Raw genomic sequence first — 17,298 nt, forward strand, 5'->3', positions numbered from 1 at the left:
ACATTATTCTGGAAATTTGTATTGGTGCGGTTCAGAGCCGTATTGTTAACCTATGGGAATAGATATCAGGAATATCTGGTCAACGATTGTCACTGAGGCGGCAAATGAGTGCGGTCGTGATCTCCAGATCAGGGTTTTTTTAGAGCAGCATATTCTGCGTTTTGATGATTTTGGCTCTTCACTGGCGATGCTTTTGTCGGTGAAGCTTGGATCGAAGCATTTTCCTCCTCTTGTGCTGCAAGGGCTTTTTGAGGATTTTTATCTGCAATGTCCTGAAGCTGTTGAACATGCAGCCTATGATCTTGTTGCAACGAAGCAGCGTGATCCGGCAGCGGTACACTACTTCGAGATTATGCTTTTTCTGAAAGGATATCAGGCCTTGCAGGCTTACCGTCTTGGTCACTGGCTCTGGAAAAATGGACGTAAAACCATGGCCTATTTTATCCAGAACCGTATCTCTGAGATCTTTGCCGTAGATATTCATCCCGCAGCGCTTATCGGTAAGGGCATTTTCTTTGACCATGCCACCAGTCTTGTGATTGGTGAGACTGCAGTGGTTGAAGATAATGTGTCGATTTTGCATGAGGTTACGCTTGGCGGCACGGGTAAGGAGAGTGGCGATCGTCATCCGAAAGTGAAAAAGTCGGTGATGATTGGAGCGGGAGCCAAGATCCTGGGTAATGTGGTGATTGGTGAGGGCGCCAAGGTCGGGGCGGGGAGCGTGGTGCTTGATGATGTGCCGCCCCACTTCACGGTTGTCGGTGTTCCTGCCCAGATTGTGGGTAGAACCGAGGTTTCGGAACCCTCTCGCGATATGAACCAGAGGGTGGTTAATACGGGCAAAGAGGCTCCTTTAACGGATCAGGAATGAAAGGTGCTGCGGATACTCTCCCGGTAAAGGTCAAGGCGCTGTCTGATTTCATCCAGATGATCACCACCGAGTTTTTCAAGCAGTGCATTGGCGATGACCGGCGCAAGAACGGCTTCAGCAACCACACCGGCAGCGGGTACTGCACAGGTATCGCTGCGTTCAAAGCGTGAAGGGGTTGCTTGCAGGGTTTCAACATCAAAGGAGAGCAGGGGAGTAACCAGTGATGAGATAGGTTTCATTGCCGCCCGCAGGTGAATGGTCTGTCCGCTCGACATGCTCCCTTCGAGGCCGCCAGCCCGGTTGGTTTTTCTGATTACCCCCTTTTCCCGAGAAAGGTGAAACTCATCATGCACTTCTGAACCCGGTTTTCTGGCGTTTTCAAAGGCGGTACCAATTTCTACTCCCTTGATAGCCTGAATGGAGATGATTGCTGCGGCGAGTGCGGCATCGAGGCGCCGGTCATGTTGTACATAGCTGCCGAAGCCAGGAGGTACACCAGTAATAAAAATTTCGATGATTCCGCCGAGGGTATCTCCGCGCTCACTGGCTCCATCTATGGCTGCAAGTGCGTTTGTTTCAGTCTCTTTTCCGAGCATACGTACCGGTGAGAGGTCGGCCTGCCTTGCGACAGCTTCAGCTCCTTCAAGGAGGAGTCCTTCAAGCTGCTTATCCGGAGAGGCTTCTGCTGCCGATCCAATGGCAGAGATGTAGCTGCCGATTTCAATGCCGAGTGCTTTGAGAAAGAGTCGTGCAACCGTTCCTGCCGCTACTCTTGCTGCCGTCTCTCGAGCTGAAGAGCGTTCAATGACAGGGCGTATATCGTCAAAACCGTATTTGATGCGTCCTGCAAGATCAGCATGGCCTGGCCTTGGAATGGTGATTTTTGAACATTGTTCATCGGGTTTCTCAAACTGGGCCATGGTTGTTGTCCAGTTTTGCCAGTCGCGGTTGTTGATCACCAGCGTAATGGGCGAGCCGATGGTTTTGCCGAACCGGACGCCGGAGAGTATCTCTGCCTTGTCGCTCTCTATTTTCATGCGTCCCCCCCTGCCATGTCCTTGCTGACGGCGGGCTAACTGGGTATTGATCTCCTTCGGAGTTATGGTGATGCCTGCAGGCATTCCTTCCACTATTGCCGATAGTGCCGGTCCATGTGACTCTCCGGCGGTAAAGTATCGTATCATTTTTTATGCAGTAGAATGCCCGGCTGCACTCAGAACCCTGCAGCCGGACTTTTTGAATGGATTTCTCTTTTCAGAGAGAGGTTCAGCGAAGAATTCTCGCAGCCTCTTTTGCATAGTAGGTAAAGATCAGGTCTGCACCGGCACGTTTCATGCAGAGCAGCGACTCCATCATAACTCTTTTTTCGTCAATCCATCCACGCTGGGCTGCAGCCTTGACCATGGAGTATTCGCCGGAGACATGGTAGATTGCCACAGGAGTGTCAAAACGCTCTTTCGTGCGGTAGACAATGTCGAGATAGGCAAGGCCGGGTTTGACCATGACGATATCGGCACCTTCCATGATGTCGAGCTCAATTTCTTTCATGGCCTCATCGGTGTTGCCGGGATTCATCTGATAGGTAGTCTTGTCACCAAACTGCGGCGCTGAATGCAGTGCGTCACGGAATGGGCCATAGAAGCTTGATGCGTATTTGGCAGCGTAGGAGAGAATGCCGACATCGGAGAAGTCCGTGTCGTCAAGAGCCTCGCGGATGGCGCCGATACGACCGTCCATCATGTCGCTGGGAGAGACGAAATCAGCTCCGGCGTTGGCATGGGATATTGCCATTTTACAGAGCACCTCAACGGTTTCGTCATTGAGAATAATGCCATCTCTTACCAGTCCGTCATGGCCAAAAGGGGTGAACGGGTCAAGCGCGACGTCGGTCATGATACACAGATCAGGCACTTTTGCCTTGATGGCGCGGATGGCTTCCTGGATGATCCCATATTCATTGTAGGCTTCGCTGCCATCTTCAGTTTTTACTTCAGGAATACCAAAGAGATCAATAGACTGAATTCCAAGATCCCAGAGTTCCTGGCACTCTTTTACTGCATTGTCAATCGAATAGCGGAAGCTTCCCGGCATGGAGGAGACCTCTTCAACGACGTTGGTTCCCGGGCAGACAAAAAGAGGGTAAACCAGATCATTGATTGTCAGGTGTTTTTCCTGCACAAGGTTTCTGATTGCGGCACTTTTACGTAATCTTCTGGGTCGCTGGACAATATTGAGTAGATTGAGCTGGCTCATGGCTGATGAGATATTATGGTTTTAAAAAGGCTAAAAATAAGAAAATCGACGAACATCACGAAGTATTTCACCAAGCCAATATATTCTTCCTGCACCATTGGAGAGAAAAGGTTACACCATGAAGCTCATCATGATGCCAGCGGCAATGGCTGAACCGATGATACCGGAAACGTTCGGGGCCATGGCATGCATGAGCAGATGATTTTCAGGGTCAGCCTTCAGCCCCTCCATTTGCGCTACACGGGCGCTTTCAGGAACCGCAGCAACACCTGCAGCGCCGATCAACGGGTTGATTTTGTTTCCCTCTGAAAGAAAAATGTTCATGAATTTTGCAAACAGAATTCCGCCAGCCGTTGAGAACATGAATGCCGTTGCGCCAAGGATGAAAATAAGGGCAGAATTGTGGGTCAGAAATGTTGTCGCCTGAGTTGACGCTCCGATGGTAACGCCAAGAATGATGGTTACGATGTCGATCATGGCATTTTTTGCCGTATCAGCAAGCCGTTTTGTGACCATTGATTCTTTGAGCAGATTGCCCAGAAAAAGCATACCGAGCAGCGGTAGGGAGCCGGGAGCAATAAATCCGGTCAGGAGCAGACCGAATACAGGGAACATGACTTTCTCGATTTTGGTAACCGAACGAGGCGGCTTCATTTTGATTCTGCGCTCTTTTTGGGTCGTCAAAAGGCGCATGATCGGTGGCTGAATAAGCGGGACAAGCGCCATATAGGTGTATGCTGCGATGGCTATGGAACCGACGAGATGCGGAGCAAGCCGGGAAGAGAGAAAAATTGCTGTCGGGCCATCAGCGCCTCCGATGATACCGATCGAAGCTGATTCGGGATTGGTGAAGCCGAGGGAGATAGCTCCAAGATAGGTCATGAAAATGCCGAGCTGCGCCGCAGCACCGAGCAGGATAAGCTTCGGATTTGAAATCAGCGGTGAAAAATCGGTCATGGCCCCTATTCCAAGAAAAATCAGGGGGGGAAATATTCCTTTCAGTACTCCCTGGTAGAGGTAGTTCAGGACGCTGCCATCCTGATAGATACCAAGAGCCATACCACCATGCTCGATAAACGGGGTATTGCCGATCAGAATACCGAAACCGATCGGAACCAGAAGAATCGGTTGATATTCATAGCGGATCGCCAGGTAGATGAATACCATTCCGACAAGAATCATCAACAGGTGTCCCGGAGTTGCATTGGCAAAACCGGAATACCCAAAAAACTGCATAAGTTCGTCCATAATGGTGTTATTCAATTTCTATCAGGATATCACCCTGCATGACTGTATCGCCTACGGCTACCTTCACCGTCTTGACGGTACCGGCTTTTTCAGCAAAAATATTGTTTTCCATTTTCATGGCTTCCAGTACCAGAATGGGTTCTTCGCGTTTTACCTTTGAACCGGGCTGAACCATGAGGGCAATGATAGTACCTGGCAGAGGCGCCTTTACGATACTCAGTCCCGGGGTGTTCAGTGGCTGCGGCGGTTTCACTGGAGTCGGAGGGGTATAGCGGACCAGCTTCGGGGTCTGCGGCCTTTTGATCTCCTGGCCAAGTTCAACCTGATATGAGGTACCGTTAACTTCAATTTCGGCAATGTTTTCCTCAAAAGATTTGATCTCGACATTGTAGCGGTTTCCGCCGATCGTGAATTTATATTTTCTCATCGTTGAAACCCTTTGAAATTAATGACATTGTAGATTTTTGAACTCCATGGTGAGTAGCTTTTGCCGACTTTTCTGATAGTCAGAATTGCATTTTCCTGATCGTGCAGCTCGTCAAGATAGAGTGAGATCGCCACACTGATGGCAGCGCTGACCTCTCCGGGAATCATGTTTCCCGCCAGGGCTCTTTTTGCTTCATCACCCTTATCATCAAATGTTCTTCTGACATTCCACGAGAGAATTTTCGGTATCACACTGAAAAGCAGGGCGAGCAGGAAAAATGAAAGAAAGACAACACTGTATCCCGTGACAGCCAGTGCCAGGTGCTGACTTTGGATTGCCGGGAGATTGACCGGAAAATATTGAAGGATCGATGGCATGTTTTTTCCGCGTTTACAATGGTAGGGTAGAGTGCTTTTTTGGAGGATTGTTGTCCTTTTTGGTCAGGAGCGACTGAAGGGAGCGAATGATCCTGAAACGGGTATTGCGCGGTTCGATGATATCGTCGATATATCCGAATTTTGCCGCTTCGTAGGGATTGGAGAATTTTTCACGATACTCCGCAGCGTTTTCAGCAACGAACCGGGCACGCTCTTCCAGATCTTCGATGGCATTCAGATCCCTGTTGAAAAGTACCTCAATGGCCCCTATTGGTCCCATAACCGCAATCTCGGCTGTCGGCCATGCATAGTTGACGTCACCGCGAAGATGCTTGGAACTCATGACAATGTATGCTCCACCATATGCTTTGCGCAGGATGATGGTTATTTTTGGCACGGTGGCCTCTGCATAGGCAAAAATCAGTTTTGCTCCGTTGGTGATAATGCCGTCAAACTCCTGTGCACTGCCGGGAAGGAAACCGGGAACATCGACAAGGGTGACGATGGGAATGTTGAAGGCGTCACAGAATCGGACAAATCTTGCCGCCTTGCAGGATGCGTTGATGTCAAGACAACCGGCAAGATAGTTGGGCTGGTTGGCGACGATACCGGTGGAGATACCATTGAAGGTGACAAAGCCGACAACAATGTTTCTTGCATATTGCCGCTGTACTTCGAGGAACTCTCCGTTATCGGCAATAGAATGGATCACATCCTTGATGTCGTAAGGGATTGATGGCTTCTCGGGTATTATGGAGTTCAGTTTATCGTCAAGGCGATCGACCGGATCATCACAGATTGCAAGGGGTGGCTCTTCAAGATTATTCTGCGGCAGGTAGCTGAGCAGCTTTTTAATCAGCAGGATTCCTTCGGTTTCATCCGCACCGACAAAATGGGTTACTCCTGATTTTGTGGCATGAACCGAAGCGCCTCCAAGATCCTCGTCGGTAATGCTCTCTCCGGTAACCGTCTTCACAACTTTTGGACCAGTGACAAACATATGACTGGTTTTTTCGACCATGACGACGAAATCAGTCAGCGCTGGAGAGTAGACCGCGCCACCTGCACAGGGCCCGAAAATTGCCGATATCTGGGGTATGACTCCCGATGCCATAGTGTTTCTCTGGAAAATACTTGCGTATCCGGCCAGACTTCTTACCCCTTCCTGTATTCTTGCTCCGCCGCTGTCATTAATTCCGATAAAAGGAGCGCCCATTTTCATGGCCTGATCCATCACCTTGCAGATTTTCAGTGCGTTGGTTTCTGAAAGTGATCCGCCAAGAACCGTAAAATCCTGAGAAAAAATATAGACAAGACGACCATCAATGGTACCGTGACCGGTAATTACTCCATCGGAAAGAAATTTTTCCTTGTCAAGTCCAAAATCAGTGGTACGGTGCGATACGAACATATCATACTCTTCGAAGCTTCCTTCGTCAAGCAGCAGATTAAGGCGTTCCCGAGCGGTAAATTTCCCTTTTTTATGCTGTGCGTCTATGCGTTTTTGTCCACCGCCAAGGCGGGCTTTTTCGCGTTCGGCAATCAAGCGTTTCATTGTGTTTTACGATATTGATTAACTAACTTGCCGGTCGAAAGTGACTTTTCAGGAGCTTGTCCGGGGTTAAGCAGGAGCGCTGTACATGCAGCCTCAGTACTCGGCATAAATAATTTGAGCCACAAGATATTAAAAGAAAAGATAAAACCATGACACCATTGACTTCTGATCTTCAGCTTGCTGTGGAAATGGCTGAACAGGCCGGGCAGTTAACCCTCAGTTACTTTTCCCGTAAATCGTTACAGGTTTTCACAAAAAGAGATGCAAGCCCGGTCACCGAGGCTGATCGTAAAGCTGAAGAGCTTATCCGTTCAGCAATTGCTTCCCGCAATCCCGAAGATGGAGTGCTCGGCGAAGAATTTGAAGAGCGCCCTTCCGGCAATAATCGTCGCTGGATCATTGATCCCATTGATGGTACCAAGGCCTTCATTCATGGAGTGCCTCTCTATGGTGTGATGATTGCGCTTGAGATCGATGGAACGGTGAACCTTGGAGTTGTCCATTTCCCTGCACTCGGTGAACTCTATTATGCCGAAAAGGGAGGCGGAGCATTTCTCAACGGATCACCGATAGCAGTCTCTTCCATTTCCGACCTTAAAGATGCAACGGTTCTGTATACGGAAAAAGAGTATCTGCTCGATACACTCTCTCAGCACCCGGTTGATCAGCTTCGCCATAAAGCTGGACTGGTGCGCGGATGGGGTGACTGTTACGGCCACATGCTCGTTGCCTCCGGCAGGGCGGAAGTGTCGGTCGATAAAGTCATGAGCCCCTGGGATTGTGCGGCACTGATTCCCATTGTGACTGAAGCTGGAGGGTGTTGTTTCGATTACCGGGGGAAAACGACAATATCAGGCGAAGGGCTGGTCAGCGCAAACAAGGCCATTGGAAGAGCTTTGCTGGCGGAAATAGAGGGGTGAGATGGGTTCCACCGCTCAATCAGTCAGCTTTTCCGCTATTGCTTTTGCAAAGCTTGGCGCGTCGAATGATTCGGGGATAATGTCGACATGAACGCCAAGTTTTTTGAGCGCATTGGCGGTTGTGGTTCCTATGGCGGCAATCTGCACTCCGGAGGGAAGTGCGGTTGTCCCCATAGCCTCAAAAAAATTGATGGCGGTTGAGGGGCTGGTAAAGGAGAGGCAGGAGAGTTCGCCCTGCTCAAGCAGCGATTTTATTTTTGCGCTCTCTTCAAGTGAAGGTGTCAGGTTGGCATAAACGGTCAACTCAACGCAATGCCCTCCCCGTTTTTCAATCACTTCGGGAATAACACCAAGAGAGAGAGTTCCTCTTAGAAAAAGAAAGGTGTGGCCTGCTATTGCCTCACTTCCGATCTCTTCCATGAGCGTGACGGCATCGGCAATTTTCGGTATTGGTTCGGTTGTTACACCGTGTGCCGCAAGGTCGGAGGAGGTTGTTTTTCCGACAGCCCAAACCTTGAGCTTCTGGAGGTTTTTCAGCTCATCAGGGCTCTCTTTGAGCAGCCGATCCATAAATAAGCCGACACTGTTGGGGCTGGTAAAAAAAACTCCGTCAAACAGGGCAAGGTCAGGAACCTTCCAGCCGGAGACCGGCCTGATCTCGATTGTCGGAAAAACAATCGAGTTCAGACCGTACTCTTCCAGTTTCTTTACAAATGATGCAGCCTGATCTTTTGGACGGGTAACAAGAACAGTTTTCATCAGCGGGTTTTACGGATTTGTGACAGAATTGCGTCCGCACCCTGTTTCAGCAACTCCTCTGCAAGCTCAATACCAGCCGCTTCAGCCTGTTCAGGTGAAGTAAGTCCGGTTTTTGTGATGTTATTATGCAATCCGATTTTTCCATCAACCGAACCGACATAGGCAAGCAAGGTCAGTGTGCCATTTTTAAACGAAGCATAGGCGCCGATAGGAATCTGGCATCCACCCTGAAGATGACGAAGCAGTGCGCGTTCTGCCCTGCAGCAATATTCCGTTGTGGAGTGGTTGAGGATTCTGACAATCTCCCTTGTCTGTTCGTCATCAACACGGGTCTCAATGCCGAGAGCGCCCTGTCCGACAGCAGGAAGCATCACTTCATGCGGAAGGATTTCGGAAATACGGTCACTGAAATTGAGGCGGAAAACACCTGCATAGGCAAGCATCATGGCATCGAACTCGCCGTTGTCGAACTTCTGGAAACGGGTATTGAGATTGCCTCTGATATCGCGGATATCCAGATCAGGACGAAGGCTGAGCAACTGCGACATGCGGCGAAGGCTGCTGGTTGCCATTTTTGCATTCTGGGGAAGATCCTTCAGTTTGACACCATTTTTCGAAATGATGACATCCCTTGTATCCTCTCGCTCGGTGAAAGAGGTAATAATAAGCCCATCAGGAGTAGCCGTCGGAACATCTTTCAGACTGTGAACAGCCAGGTCAATCTCTTTGGTAATCAGATGTTTCTCAATGTCCTTGGTGAAAAGTCCCATATCTCCGATTTTGGAGAGCGGGGAGTCGAGAAGGACATCACCGGTTGTTTTAACCAGTTTGAGAGTGATATCAAGCTCAGGAAAATGCCTGGACAGTTCCGCCTTGGTAAATTCTGCCTGCCACAAAGCGAGCGGGCTGGATCTGGTACCGATGATAAGCTGTTTTTTCAAAGCAATTACAGATTTTTATTTAGTGGGACTGATTTGGTTCTTCGAGATCGAAAACGTTTCGCACAAGATTGACCCTGCTTGGAATAGAGTCCGTTGTGTCAATTGGCGCCTTGAGCATTTTAATGGGGTGGTGCAGGATTTTCTTCAGGATTCGGTCGGTAAGGTGCTCCATCCTCTGGAGCTCTTCTTCGCTGACTTTATAGCGATAGCGTTCAAGCTCCTTTTCCTTGATTTCAATGAACTTTGACTGAAGATCCACGATTGTGGGCCTGACTTTCAGCGTATTGATCCATTGCCCGAAAGCGATAAGCTCCTCTTCTATGATGGCATTGACCTTTGGAAGTTCGCGGCTTCGTTTTTCAAGGTTCTTGTCGATGATATGCTTGAGGGCATCAATGTCCTTGAGGAACATGTTCTGCAGTTTGGAAACATCCGGGTCAACGTTTCTCGGCAATCCGAGATCAAGAATAATGACCGGCTTCAGTCGTCGCTTGATCATGCTCTGGTGCATCTCAGCCTCATTGAGGACATACTCTTTGGTGCTGATGGCCGTTATGATGATATCAAATTCGTGCAAATGCTCCCTGAACGTTTCAAATGGCAGCACTTTGTTGGTGCCGAGTTCTTCAGCAAGTGTTTCAGCCTTGGAGAGCGTTCTGTTGGTAATAACAATATTCCGGGCATTTTTCTGAAACATGTGCTTTGCAGCCAGTTCGCCGGTTTCACCTGCTCCGACCAGCAGCACTTTTTTCATGGAGAGATTTGAGAAAATCTTCTGGGCAAGTTCAACGGCAGCATAGCTCACCGAAACAGCCCCCTCCATGATTTTGGTTTTTGTTTTGACCTTCTTGGCTACACTGAAAGCTGTATGGCAGAGACGGGTGATGAGAATACCCGCACATTGTGTTTCGGCGGCAATACGATAGGCATTTTTGACCTGGCCGAGAATCTGCCCTTCACCAAGGACAAGCGAATCAATCGCACTTGCCACTTCAAAGATATGACGAGCTGTTCCGCAGTAAAAACGGCTGAAAAAGTGTTCAGGACGTACCTCTTTTCGGGCATCCTTGAAGGAGATCAGATACTCCTTGAGAAACTCTCCGTTCACCTCGTATATCGCGGGCACAACGTACAGCTCAGTGCGGTTACAGGTAGATACGACCATGGCTTCGTGGGCAAGTCCGCTGGAAATAAGGCCGGTAATGAACTCCTTGTTTTGAACTTCAGAAAGGGAGATTCTTTCACGGATTTCAATAGGTGCGGTTTTGTGATTGACACCAACTGAAATGATGTTCATGGCAGGGTTGTTTAAATGAGCTGATGACGAACAATCCAATAAAAAATACTGCGTTTCAGTATAGAACGACAATTTACGAATATATTCTAAAAGCCCCTATTTTCAAAGAACTGTCATGGTTAAAAGGAGAGTCCATGGAACGTAGGGGAAAAAAAGGTCATCAACACGATGAGAATGGTGATGAAGACAAAGAGAAAAATAAAGAGGTAAGCCATGTGCTTGATATCCCAGCCGATGATCGGCTTGATGAAAATGCCGGTGCCGTAGAGTAACCAGATGACGATCAGGGTGACGAGCTTTGGTTCCAGCAGATTGATTGCCTCACCAGAAGCATTTTGCTCAATCGCTCCGGCAAAAATGGTAATCGAAAGAAAAATAAAGCCGAAAGCCACGGCATGCATGGTGAGTTTCTCAAGTACCTCGAGGTTGGGAAGACGCTGAAAAAGCAATTCAAAGCGGTTTTGCTCTATCTGGCGAAAAAGCAGCAGATAGAGTATGCTGTAAAGGCCGGCAATGGCTATGGCACTGAAGCCGAAAATAGCAGCAATAAGGTGCACACCGATGCCGATACCACTGAAGGTGATCCCCGTATTTGAGATCTGTGCAGTAAGGATTGAGGATATAAGCTGAGCGCCCGCTGCAAAAGAGATGACAAAAAATCCCGTCTTGTCACTTTTGGTTGTAAACTCGATAAACAGATAGGTGATCGTGAGGGTGAGCCCTACCATGGTCATAAGGTTCACTGTAGAATAGTTGATCTTGTACCCTTCAAGAGAGGTAAGAAGCCCCAGGTAGACCACATGGGTCAGAACAGTAAGGACAAGGATGGGTTGTATATATTTTTTCCCAAACTGGATGTCCTTGAAAAAATGGGCACCATAGAGAAAAGTTGTCACCAGATAGAAGAGTGATACAAGCTGATTAAGGACAAGCAGCGGCAGATTATCAAATAATATATTATTCATTGTATGGTTTAAGGGAGTGAACAGCCATGAAACAGCCCTCTTGATGCCTTCGGGTATAAATGGGCACGCGCCCCCGCGCTGGCCATGGCAAAGATTGTGGCCATAATTACAAAGAAATAATGTATATTCGGGCCTATACGAGGTATAAATATACTTATTTACAAGGATAAAAAGATGAGCTCGACAAAAAATATAAGAAATATTGCCATTATCGCTCACGTTGATCATGGAAAAACAACACTGGTTGATTCGATTTTTCAGAAGACAGGCGCTTTCAGGGATAATCAGCAGGTAAACGTCCGGGTACTTGATTCAAATCCTCAGGAGAGAGAGAGAGGAATTACCATATTTTCAAAAAACGCTGCGGCAGTATACAAAGATCACAAGATCAATATTGTTGATACACCAGGTCATGCTGACTTTGGTGGCGAGGTTGAACGTATTTTACAGATGGTTGACGGCGTACTGCTTCTTGTTGACGCATTCGAAGGCCCGATGCCGCAGACCAAGTTTGTTCTGCGCAAAGCCCTTGAACTGCATCTGAAGCCAATTGTGGTCATCAACAAGATTGATCGGCCCCAGTCGGATCCAGTCAAGGTGCACGATCAGGTTCTTGATCTCTTCATCGCTCTCGGAGCAGAAGAGCATCAGCTTGATTTCCCCTATATCTTTACATCGGCCAAACATGGTGTTGCCAAATACAGCATGGATGACGAAGATGGTGATATGAGCCTTCTGCTCGATATGATCATCAAAGAGATTCCAGCTCCTGTCGCCCATGATGATGGCGGATTCCAGATGCTGGTAACAACCCTTGACTACAGCGATTACATTGGCAAGATAGCCATTGGCCGTATTCATCGCGGAAAGGTAAGCCCGGGAAGTCAGCTTGCCGTGGTTGGTCCTGACGGGGTGATGGGCAGGGGAACCGTAACAAAGGTTTTTCAGTTCGACAAGGTTCAGAAGGTTGAAGCAAAAGAGGCTACCTCCGGTGACATCATTGCCATCGCCGGTATTCCTGATGCTACTGTCGGCATGACCCTTGCTTCCATTGAGGATCCCGTATCGCTGGCTTCATTCGATATCAGCAAACCGACACTCTCCATGCTTTTTTCGGTCAACGACTCTCCCTTTGCAGGACTTGAGGGCAAGGAGGTCACCAGCCGGAAGATCCGTGAGCGCCTCATGAAAGAGAAGATGACCAACGTCGCTCTCAACGTCGAGGAGACAGAGAGCCCCGATACCTTCCGTGTTTCAGGAAGGGGAGAGCTTCACCTTTCCGTGCTGATCGAGACCATGCGGCGCGAAGGCTATGAAGTTGCCATTGCAAGACCCGAGGTTATCATGCACCGTGATGAGGATGGTACCCTGCTTGAGCCTATCGAGCATGTGACCATCGACATTCCTGAAGAGTACACTGGCGTTATCATTGAAAAAATGGGTCGCAGAAAGGCTGAGATGACCTTTATGGGCACGCTTCGCGGCGGAATGGTCCGTGTTGAATTTGAAATTCCTACCAGAGGGCTGATCGGTTACAACCTTGAGTTTACCACCGACACCAAAGGCGAGGGCATCATGTCACACGTCTTCCTCGACTACCAGCCATTCAAAGGCAAATTGCCTTCACGCGAGACCGGTGCACTGGTCGTTTCTGAAGCAGGTATCTGCGTTGCCTATGCTCTCAGCGCCCTTGAAGATCGCGGCACCTTCTTTGTTTCACCAAACACCAAGGTTTATGCAGGCATGATTGTCGGCGAATCGACAAGAGGTCTCGATATTACCCTCAACGTCTGCAAAACAAAAAAGCTGAGCAACATGCGCTCTTCCGGCACCGATGAGTCACTTCGTCTCACCCCTCCAAAAATCCTTTCGCTGGAACAGGCGCTGGAATTTATCAACGACGATGAGCTTCTGGAAGTAACACCCCAGAGCATCAGACTCAGAAAGAAGATTCTGGATGTGAACCTTCGCGCAAAAGCGACCAAAAAGGCCAACGCCTGATGCCACTGAAAGATGACTCTTTCGATAGCGGAGAATATCCCGAATATCGAAAGCTGGTTTGATCAAGAAGAGTAAAACACAGAATGGGCTACCTGAAAAGGTGGCCTTTTTTGTGTATATATTCCGTTACAACAATTCACCGTATTTTGCAGAAATCCTGACATCATAACGTTTCTTATGGCAAAATGGCAATGTGGGCTATGCTCCTATATCTACGACGAAAACAAAGAACCTGTCGCATGGGAGGCTCTTCCGAATGAGTGGATGTGCCCTGTTTGCGGTTCGCCAAAATCCTCATTTGTCCTGCTGAAAGAAGAGCAACCCATTGTTCCGGCAGTTGAAAGCGAACCTGTTTCAACAAACATCTATGCATGTGCTCTCTGTTCGTATGCTTATGATGAAGCAAAAGAGGGTCTCCTGTGGCCAGCTCTTCCCGACGACTGGAGATGTCCTGTCTGCGGCTCAGGCAAAGAGAGCTTCAGCCTTGCAGCATCCGACCGACCGGCAGCCGCCGGGATTGTTGCTGAAAGAGGGTCGGGAGAAGAGTACCTGGCGGAATGGCGACGGCAGGCTGACGATTTTGAAACCAACATGGCCGATATCCACCATCTTGCCATGACGGGAAAATCGGTAATCGAACCTATGCGTTCGCGCCTTCCCTCCTTCTCCTGGGACGAAATCCTCATGAAAGGTGCACAGCTTGCAAAACTGCCGCTCAACAAAACACAGCTGGTTGTCACACAAACAGTGATTGGTCCCGCTGCAGCTTTTCCCCTTGTCCTTGAAACACCGATTTTTGTCTCCCATATGTCCTTTGGAGCGTTGTCGAGAGAAGCAAAGCTCGCTCTTGCCAAGGGCAGTGCGCAGGCAAAAACAGCCATGTGTTCAGGTGAAGGGGGTATTCTGCCCGAATCACTTGCAGCCTCCTACCGTTATATTTTTGAATACGTTCCCAACAAATACAGTGTAACCGATGAGAACCTGAAGCTGGTTGATGCCGTGGAAATCAAAATCGGACAATCCGCAAAACCGGGAATGGGCGGTCATCTTCCGGGGAGCAAGGTCACCTGTGAAATCGCTGCCATCCGCGGATTTCGGGAAGGACAGGATATCATCAGCCCGTCTCACTTCCCGGATATTCGCACAAAAGAAGACTTGAGAGATACGGTCAGCCATTTGCGCCTGAAAACCGGGGGAAAACCGATTGGCATCAAGCTTGCGGCTGGCCATATCGAAGAAGATATCGATATCGCTCTCTTTGCGGGGGTTGATTTCATCACTATCGATGGTCGTGCAGGTGGAACCGGCGCTTCTCCCAAGGTTGTCAAAAATGCCGCCTCCGTGCCAACCATCTTCGCGCTGGCAAGAGCAAGAAAAATACTCGATTCGAGAGGGGCTGACAGTGTTTCTCTCATTATTACCGGTGGCTTGCGTCTCTCTTCAGACTTCGCCAAGGCGCTGGCAATGGGGGCCGATGCCATAGCTGTCGGGACTGCGGCCATGATGGCGGCAGGATGTCAGCAGTACCGCATCTGCAATACCGATAAATGTCCCGTCGGCATTGCCACGCAGGATCCGGTACTTCGAGCCCGTATGGATGTCGATAAATCCGCCATCCGTGTCGCAAACTTTTTCAAAGCCGTTACCGAAGAGCTCCGTGACTTTGCCCGTCTGACCGGTAACGATAATGTTCACCACCTCTCGCCAACCGATTTATGTACCACCAATTCCGAAATTTCCAATCATACCCCTATCGAGCACGTCTGATCAACACGACTCTCCCGACACAACATGGAGAGGCATAAGAACACATAAGGAGAAACACACCATGGCAACAAATGAGAATCTGCAGAACGCTTTTGCAGGAGAGAGTCAGGCAAACCGCAAATATCTTGCCTTTGCCAAAAAAGCGGAAGAAGAGGGAATGCCCCAGGTAGCAAAGCTTTTTCGCGCTGCGGCTGAAGCGGAAACCGTTCACGCCCTTGCGCACCTTCGTGTAATAGGGGGAATAAAGAGCACCGCTGAAAATCTTCAGGAGGCCATCGAGGGCGAAGAATTTGAATTCACCGAAATGTACCCCAACTATCTCGCTGAAGCACAGCAGGAAGGCAACAAACCGGCCGAATTTTCCATCAAGAATGCATTGGCTGTAGAAGAGATTCATCACGGGCTCTACTCAAAAGCACTTGAAGCCGTAAACGGCGGCAAAGACCTGCCCGCAGCAAAGATCTACATCTGTCCGGTTTGCGGCAACACCGTCGAGAACAGCATCCCGGACACCTGCCCCATCTGCAACGTCCCGGGCAGCAAGTTCATTGAAATCGGCTGAACTGAAATCCGATCAACGTTCCGAATCAATGGTGGTGATGGTTTTTTGCCATCACCACAATACTATGGCAGGTCTCAGCCGAATTGGACTGATATCAGGAAATATCCTTCAGTGCGATAACAGCGCAGATGGACAATATGGGTTATTCCAAACCATCGATGGGAGCTTCACCGGTTCCTGCTGCACCACCTGTCAATCTCCCTTTTTATCAGATAGTCAATGGGGATTCTCATAGATCTTTTGTGTGCACCTCAGCTCCTCCCTGATCATCTCCCGCAGTTCTGCCGGTTCCAGCACCTCGGCCTCTTTTCCATAACGCATAACCCAGTGCATCAGGGCATCGAGAGCGCCGACCCGCATCTTCAGAACAACCGATCCCTCCTCATGCTCTTCGATCTGCTGGGTTGCATGCCAGCGGTGCTCGCTGATCCATTGCGCCTGGTAGGCGGTGAACCGGATGGCCACATCATGAATGCGCTCCTCATGAATTTGCTCGAAGCTCTCCTCGATATAGCGGTCAATGGAAAATGATGCAGGAATGGTGAAATGCTCTATAGTCAGCGATACCTCCCTGATGCGGCTGACAACAAAAGAGCGGATCTCCTGCCTCAGTTCACAATATCCAAACAGCGACCAGTTTTCCTTTGTGTGAGAAAAATGCAAACGATAGGGATGCACAACCCGCTCCGTTTCCTTGCTGTTCCAGAACGCCCGGTAGGCAAGATTGAGCTTCAACTTGTTGCGGATCGCATCTTCAATGACGGCAAAAACCCGGTTGTCAATTGATGCCAGTGAAAACGATTCAAAGGAATAGATTTCGGAAACCTGACTGGCCGACAAGGTTCCCGGCAGATACTGCAGCACCTTGTCAAGCGCCCGGTTCACCTCCTCATAGTAGGGAGTGCCCTGATATTGCGATAGCACCTTTCTGGTAACAATCAACGCCTCAGCCTCCTGACGGTCAAGAATGGTTGAGGGCAGAAAGCTCCAATCCTTTTTCGAGTAATGGAAACCGTTTTTTTTGCTGTCGAACTCAATCGGCGCATGAAGCAGGTCGCGCATGTAATCGATATCTCGCTGAATGCTTTTGGTTGAAACCTCGAAATAGCGGGCAAGCCTGGTGCAGTTCGGCCAGGTCTGTTCGCGAAGTTGCTGGTCGATATACTGAATCCGAACCAGCGGCGGTCTCGATTGCTTCATGGTATCAGCTTTTCTGTATGAGTGAACGGTAAATATCACAAAAAGTAGAGAAACTTTTACCCGTATGACAGCTTTTGTCTCACCCTCATGCTTATCATAAGAAGAAAGGGAGGGGAATAATATAACACCCGCCTGACTCTTGAAAGATTAACAAC

Annotated in this window: 16 protein-coding genes; 5 read left to right on the forward strand and 11 right to left on the reverse strand. The window is 49.0% G+C overall.

Annotated elements, in window-relative coordinates:
• Window positions 1-52: 52 nt before the first annotated feature.
• Window positions 53-871, forward strand: a complete 819-nt coding sequence (gene cysE / locus AC56AD_RS04680; RefSeq protein WP_012507723.1) for a serine O-acetyltransferase — start codon at window positions 53-55, stop codon at window positions 869-871.
• On the opposite strand, the gene aroC is transcribed toward cysE, so the two are convergent.
• From aroC to AC56AD_RS04710, 6 genes are all read right to left on the reverse strand, one after another.
• Window positions 862-2,055: a chorismate synthase gene (gene aroC, locus AC56AD_RS04685; protein ID WP_012507724.1), complete on the reverse strand. Its 1,194-nt coding sequence runs from the start codon at window positions 2,053-2,055 to the stop codon at window positions 862-864. The two genes, cysE and aroC, sit on opposite strands and share 10 nt — an antisense overlap.
• A gap of 82 nt (window positions 2,056-2,137) precedes the next feature.
• Entirely contained in the window at window positions 2,138-3,124 is a 987-nt protein-coding gene (gene hemB, locus AC56AD_RS04690; protein ID WP_012507725.1) for a porphobilinogen synthase, read from the reverse strand.
• A gap of 111 nt (window positions 3,125-3,235) precedes the next feature.
• On the reverse strand, window positions 3,236-4,372 hold the full coding sequence (locus tag AC56AD_RS04695; RefSeq protein WP_041526430.1) for a sodium ion-translocating decarboxylase subunit beta: 1,137 nt from the start codon (window positions 4,370-4,372) through the stop codon (window positions 3,236-3,238).
• Window positions 4,373-4,379: 7 nt separating this feature from the next.
• On the reverse strand, window positions 4,380-4,799 hold the full coding sequence (locus tag AC56AD_RS04700) for a biotin/lipoyl-containing protein (RefSeq protein ID WP_012507727.1): 420 nt from the start codon (window positions 4,797-4,799) through the stop codon (window positions 4,380-4,382).
• Window positions 4,796-5,176 (reverse strand): OadG family transporter subunit, encoded by a 381-nt coding sequence (locus AC56AD_RS04705; RefSeq protein WP_012507728.1) that lies wholly within the window; start codon window positions 5,174-5,176, stop codon window positions 4,796-4,798. Before AC56AD_RS04705 ends, AC56AD_RS04700 begins: the two co-directional genes overlap by 4 nt.
• Before the next feature lie 13 nt (window positions 5,177-5,189).
• Window positions 5,190-6,731, reverse strand: coding sequence for an acyl-CoA carboxylase subunit beta (locus AC56AD_RS04710; RefSeq protein WP_012507729.1), 1,542 nt, complete (start codon window positions 6,729-6,731; stop codon window positions 5,190-5,192).
• A gap of 149 nt (window positions 6,732-6,880) precedes the next feature.
• On the opposite strand from AC56AD_RS04710, the gene hisN reads away from it, so the two are divergent.
• Window positions 6,881-7,651 carry a histidinol-phosphatase gene (hisN, locus tag AC56AD_RS04715; RefSeq protein ID WP_012507730.1) on the forward strand — a complete coding sequence of 257 codons (771 nt, stop codon included), beginning with the start codon at window positions 6,881-6,883 and terminating at the stop codon, window positions 7,649-7,651.
• 15 nt (window positions 7,652-7,666) lie between these two features.
• On the opposite strand, the gene AC56AD_RS04720 is transcribed toward hisN, so the two are convergent.
• The 4 genes from AC56AD_RS04720 to AC56AD_RS04735 all read right to left on the reverse strand — a co-directional run bounded on the left by AC56AD_RS04720 (window position 7,667) and on the right by AC56AD_RS04735 (window position 11,613).
• Entirely contained in the window at window positions 7,667-8,410 is a 744-nt protein-coding gene (locus AC56AD_RS04720) for a uroporphyrinogen-III synthase (protein WP_012507731.1), read from the reverse strand.
• Window positions 8,410-9,351, reverse strand: a complete 942-nt coding sequence (gene hemC / locus AC56AD_RS04725) for a hydroxymethylbilane synthase (protein ID WP_012507732.1) — start codon at window positions 9,349-9,351, stop codon at window positions 8,410-8,412. Before hemC ends, AC56AD_RS04720 begins: the two co-directional genes overlap by 1 nt.
• A gap of 19 nt (window positions 9,352-9,370) precedes the next feature.
• Window positions 9,371-10,648, reverse strand: coding sequence for a glutamyl-tRNA reductase (hemA, locus tag AC56AD_RS04730; RefSeq protein WP_012507733.1), 1,278 nt, complete (start codon window positions 10,646-10,648; stop codon window positions 9,371-9,373).
• Window positions 10,649-10,767: 119 nt separating this feature from the next.
• Window positions 10,768-11,613 (reverse strand): cytochrome C assembly family protein, encoded by an 846-nt coding sequence (locus AC56AD_RS04735; protein ID WP_012507734.1) that lies wholly within the window; start codon window positions 11,611-11,613, stop codon window positions 10,768-10,770.
• Window positions 11,614-11,787: 174 nt separating this feature from the next.
• Here AC56AD_RS04735 and typA point away from each other — a divergent pair, with 174 nt between their 5' ends.
• From typA to AC56AD_RS04750, 3 genes are all read left to right on the forward strand, one after another.
• Complete coding sequence (gene typA / locus AC56AD_RS04740) at window positions 11,788-13,614, forward strand: translational GTPase TypA (protein ID WP_012507735.1); 1,827 nt, start codon at window positions 11,788-11,790, stop codon at window positions 13,612-13,614.
• A gap of 177 nt (window positions 13,615-13,791) precedes the next feature.
• Window positions 13,792-15,381 (forward strand): glutamate synthase-related protein, encoded by a 1,590-nt coding sequence (locus tag AC56AD_RS04745; RefSeq protein ID WP_012507736.1) that lies wholly within the window; start codon window positions 13,792-13,794, stop codon window positions 15,379-15,381.
• Between the two features lie 61 nt (window positions 15,382-15,442).
• Entirely contained in the window at window positions 15,443-15,943 is a 501-nt protein-coding gene (locus AC56AD_RS04750; protein ID WP_012507737.1) for a rubrerythrin family protein, read from the forward strand.
• A 216-nt stretch (window positions 15,944-16,159) separates the two neighbouring features.
• Here the strand turns inward: AC56AD_RS04750 and AC56AD_RS04755 are convergent, their stop codons facing one another.
• On the reverse strand, window positions 16,160-17,143 hold the full coding sequence (locus AC56AD_RS04755) for a helix-turn-helix transcriptional regulator (RefSeq protein ID WP_012507738.1): 984 nt from the start codon (window positions 17,141-17,143) through the stop codon (window positions 16,160-16,162).
• Window positions 17,144-17,298: the final 155 nt, after the last annotated feature.

It is taken from the genome of Pelodictyon clathratiforme, from assembly GCF_982375515.1.

What these genes read in the sequence shown, in the direction of transcription:
- AC56AD_RS04745 (WP_012507736.1), top strand. Translation starts at nt 13,792, where the DNA reads ATGGCAAAATGGCAATGTGGGCTATGCTCCTATATCTACGACGAAAAC.
- cysE (WP_012507723.1), top strand. Translation starts at nt 53, where the DNA reads ATGGGAATAGATATCAGGAATATCTGGTCAACGATTGTCACTGAGGCG.
- AC56AD_RS04710 (WP_012507729.1), bottom strand. Translation starts at nt 6,731, where the DNA reads ATGAAACGCTTGATTGCCGAACGCGAAAAAGCCCGCCTTGGCGGTGGA.
- hemA (WP_012507733.1), bottom strand. Translation starts at nt 10,648, where the DNA reads ATGAACATCATTTCAGTTGGTGTCAATCACAAAACCGCACCTATTGAA.
- hisN (WP_012507730.1), top strand. Translation starts at nt 6,881, where the DNA reads ATGACACCATTGACTTCTGATCTTCAGCTTGCTGTGGAAATGGCTGAA.
- AC56AD_RS04705 (WP_012507728.1), bottom strand. Translation starts at nt 5,176, where the DNA reads ATGCCATCGATCCTTCAATATTTTCCGGTCAATCTCCCGGCAATCCAA.
- aroC (WP_012507724.1), bottom strand. Translation starts at nt 2,055, where the DNA reads ATGATACGATACTTTACCGCCGGAGAGTCACATGGACCGGCACTATCG.
- AC56AD_RS04720 (WP_012507731.1), bottom strand. Translation starts at nt 8,410, where the DNA reads ATGAAAACTGTTCTTGTTACCCGTCCAAAAGATCAGGCTGCATCATTT.
- AC56AD_RS04755 (WP_012507738.1), bottom strand. Translation starts at nt 17,143, where the DNA reads ATGAAGCAATCGAGACCGCCGCTGGTTCGGATTCAGTATATCGACCAG.
- AC56AD_RS04700 (WP_012507727.1), bottom strand. Translation starts at nt 4,799, where the DNA reads ATGAGAAAATATAAATTCACGATCGGCGGAAACCGCTACAATGTCGAG.
- typA (WP_012507735.1), top strand. Translation starts at nt 11,788, where the DNA reads ATGAGCTCGACAAAAAATATAAGAAATATTGCCATTATCGCTCACGTT.
- AC56AD_RS04750 (WP_012507737.1), top strand. Translation starts at nt 15,443, where the DNA reads ATGGCAACAAATGAGAATCTGCAGAACGCTTTTGCAGGAGAGAGTCAG.
- hemB (WP_012507725.1), bottom strand. Translation starts at nt 3,124, where the DNA reads ATGAGCCAGCTCAATCTACTCAATATTGTCCAGCGACCCAGAAGATTA.
- AC56AD_RS04695 (WP_041526430.1), bottom strand. Translation starts at nt 4,372, where the DNA reads ATGGACGAACTTATGCAGTTTTTTGGGTATTCCGGTTTTGCCAATGCA.
- AC56AD_RS04735 (WP_012507734.1), bottom strand. Translation starts at nt 11,613, where the DNA reads ATGAATAATATATTATTTGATAATCTGCCGCTGCTTGTCCTTAATCAG.